Raw genomic sequence first — 2783 nt, forward strand, 5'->3', positions numbered from 1 at the left:
TGCTCCAGCAGCGGCGCAAACCCCGGGTGGCGGGCCAGGGCCACCAGGCCGCCGAGGTCCTGGTTGGCGTTGACCTGTTGGCGCAGCACATACAAAAACAGCAGATGGCTCAGGCGTTCCAGCAGCGCCGAGGAGGGCGCCGGGGTGCGCTGGCATTCTTCTAGAATCAGCTGGAACAGCGCCCGGGCGGCGCTCAGGGACGGGTCGCCGGCCCTCAGGATGAGCCAGCCCGGCAGGCTGTCGATGATCAGCGAGGACAGCCCGGGCTTGAAATGGAAAAAGCCGCAGACCAGCCCCACACCGTCCTGGGCTCCCGGCTCCAGGGGCACCATGGGCGTGCGCGGCAGTTGCTGCGCCGCTTCAGCCTGCTGGGCACTGGACAGCCGGTAGCCCAGGTCCTGCAGCAGGAATACCGCGTCCCCGGCATCCAGGCGCAGGGCCTGGGGCGCGCCGTCGATATGCAGCCAGCAATGGCCCTGGACGATCAGGTGGAAGCTGGCCCGGGCCAGGCCCTGGGTGCTGGCGTGCCAGCCTCCGCAGTAGCGTCCGACGTGAAACAGGCTGGCATCGAGTTCCAGGCCTTCTAATAACCAATCAACCAGTGGGCTTGACGAAATCATCTAAGGGAAACACTCAGAAGCAAGTAATCGCTACTTTAGAATATGGATCGGAATTCTTATAACCAACAGACTTGACGCACACCTACACAGCAGGAGTCCACTCCATGTCCCGCGTCACTCTACACACCTTGCACACGGCTCCAGAAGCCGCTCGGCCCTTTCTTGAGAACGCGCTGAAGAACTCGGGCTTTATCCCCAATCTGCTGGGCATCCTGGCCAATGCCCCGGCGGCCCTGGAAACCTACGTCACGGTGTCCGCCCTCAACGGCAAGGCCGAGTTGAGCCTGGCGGAGCGTGAAGTGGTGCAATTGGTGGCCGCCACCACCCATGGCTGCGATTTCTGTGTCGCAGGTCATACTTCGGTGGCCCTGAACAAGGCCAAACTTGCGGACCCGGTGGTCAGCGCCCTGCGCGAGCAGAGCACCTTGCCCGAAGCCCGGCTGGAAGCCCTGGCGGCATTTGCCCGGGAAGTGATCGCCACCCGGGGCAAGGTCAGCGACGCCGGCTATGCCCAGTTCAAGGCGGCAGGATACAGCGAAGGCAATGCCCTGGAAGTGATCCTGGGCATCAGCCTGGCCACCCTGTGCAACTTCGCCAACGTGTTCGCCGGCACTGAACTGAACCCCGAGCTGGCCAAGTATCGCTGGTCAGTGCAAGGTCAATGAGCCAGGGCGCCGGCGGTTGCGCGGCGCCCCCTTTCAAGGAGAAAACCACATGCTCGATGCGCAATTGAGTGAATGGCTGGATGCCCAGGCCCAGGCACTCGACCAGGGCCAGTGCGACCCGCAGCAGGTCCTCGCCCGGCTGGCGGGCGCCGAGGTACTGCGGGTCGGTATCGACCCGGCCCAGGGCGGCAGCGGCGGCGACCTGACCGATGCTCTGGAAGTCATGGCCAGCGTGGCCAGCCATTCCCTGGCGGCGGCCTTTGTCTGCTGGGGCCAGCGAGCCTTTATCGAATACCTGCTGCACAGCCCCAATGCCGGTTTGCGCCAGCGCCTGCTGCCCTCGTTGCTCAGCGGCGAGCTGGCCGGTGCCACCGGGCTGTCCAATGCCATGAAGTTTCTCTCGGGGATCGAGGCCTTGCAGGTCCGGGCCCGGGAACAGAAGCAGGGCTGGAGCCTCAACGGTCGTTTGCACTGGGTCACCAACCTGCGCAAGAGCGGGTTCGTGGTGGCGGCGGCCATCGAGCGCGAGGAGGGCGGCGCGCCGTTCATCCTGGCGATCCCGGATGCCTTGCCCGGGTTGCAGCGCTCCGATGACCTGCAACTGATGGCCCTGCAATCGAGCAACACCGCGGCCCTGGAACTGAACCAGGTGGCGGTGGCCCGTGACTGGCTGCTGCACGAGGATGCCCGAGTGTTCCTGCCGGCGGTGCGCCCGGCCTTTCTCGGCCTGCAATGCGCCCTGGCCATCGGCCTGGCGCGCCGGGCCCTGAGCGAGGTGGAAAAGCACGTCGAGGGCGCCCGTTCGATCCTCCACGAACCCTTGCTGGAACAACGCCAGCACCTGGAACAGACCGTCGGCGAACTCAAGAGCGGCCTGCTCGACGGGCGCTTCCTGAGCCAACCCGGGGCGCTGTTCCGGGTGCGCATCGCCCTGGCGGAAGCCACCGCCAACGCCGTGCAACTGGAGCTGCAGGCCAGCGGCGGCAAGGCCTACCTCAGCGAGTTCGGCAGCGGCTTTGCCCGGCGCTGGCGGGAGTCGGCCTTCGTGCCCATCGTCACTCCGAGCCTGGTGCAACTGCGCGCCGAACTGCAACGCCAGGCGCGGAATGCGGCAGCATGAGCGGCCTGTTGAACGCACAGGCGATCAGCCTCGGCTACCCCGCGGCGCAAGGCTGGCACACGGTGCTGGAGGATTTCGACCTGCACCTGCAGGCCGGCGAAGTGGTGTCCATTCTCGGCCCCAGCGGGGTCGGCAAGTCCAGCCTGCTGCGGGTCCTGGCCGGCCTGCAGAAGCCCCACGCCGGGCAGGTCAGCCTGTTGGGCGAGCCCCTCGACGGCCCTCATCCGCGGGTCGCGGTGGCATTCCAGGACCCCAGCCTGCTGCCCTGGCTGAACCTGGAGCACAACGTCGCCTTCGGCCTGGATTTTGCCCGCCAGCCGCACCTGAGCCCGCGCCAGCGCAAGGAGCGCATCGACCAGGCGATTGCCGCAGTGGGCC

At 66.6% G+C, this 2783-nt stretch carries 4 protein-coding genes; 3 read left to right on the forward strand and 1 reads right to left on the reverse strand.

Annotated features, from left to right (window positions below; translation table 11 throughout):
* The coding region (locus tag F6S12_RS30975) for a cupin domain-containing protein (RefSeq protein WP_315869785.1) at nt 1-620 on the reverse strand (620 nt) is incomplete at its 3' end.
* A gap of 104 nt (nt 621-724) precedes the next feature.
* Between F6S12_RS30975 and F6S12_RS30980 the strand changes: the two genes are divergently transcribed.
* The 3 genes from F6S12_RS30980 to F6S12_RS30990 all read left to right on the forward strand — a co-directional run.
* A complete protein-coding gene (locus tag F6S12_RS30980; protein WP_015635738.1) occupies nt 725-1285 on the forward strand; it encodes a carboxymuconolactone decarboxylase family protein in 561 nt (186 codons plus the stop codon).
* Nucleotides 1286-1334: 49 nt separating this feature from the next.
* Complete coding sequence (locus tag F6S12_RS30985) at nt 1335-2405, forward strand: acyl-CoA dehydrogenase family protein (protein WP_161466275.1); 1071 nt, start codon at nt 1335-1337, stop codon at nt 2403-2405.
* The coding region (locus tag F6S12_RS30990) for an ATP-binding cassette domain-containing protein (protein WP_315869786.1) at nt 2402-2783 on the forward strand (382 nt) is incomplete at its 3' end. The genes F6S12_RS30985 and F6S12_RS30990, both read left to right, overlap by 4 nt.

Source organism: Pseudomonas sp. JV245A, assembly GCF_032424515.1.
In the GTDB taxonomy this organism is placed as follows: domain Bacteria; phylum Pseudomonadota; class Gammaproteobacteria; order Pseudomonadales; family Pseudomonadaceae; genus Aquipseudomonas; species Aquipseudomonas protegens.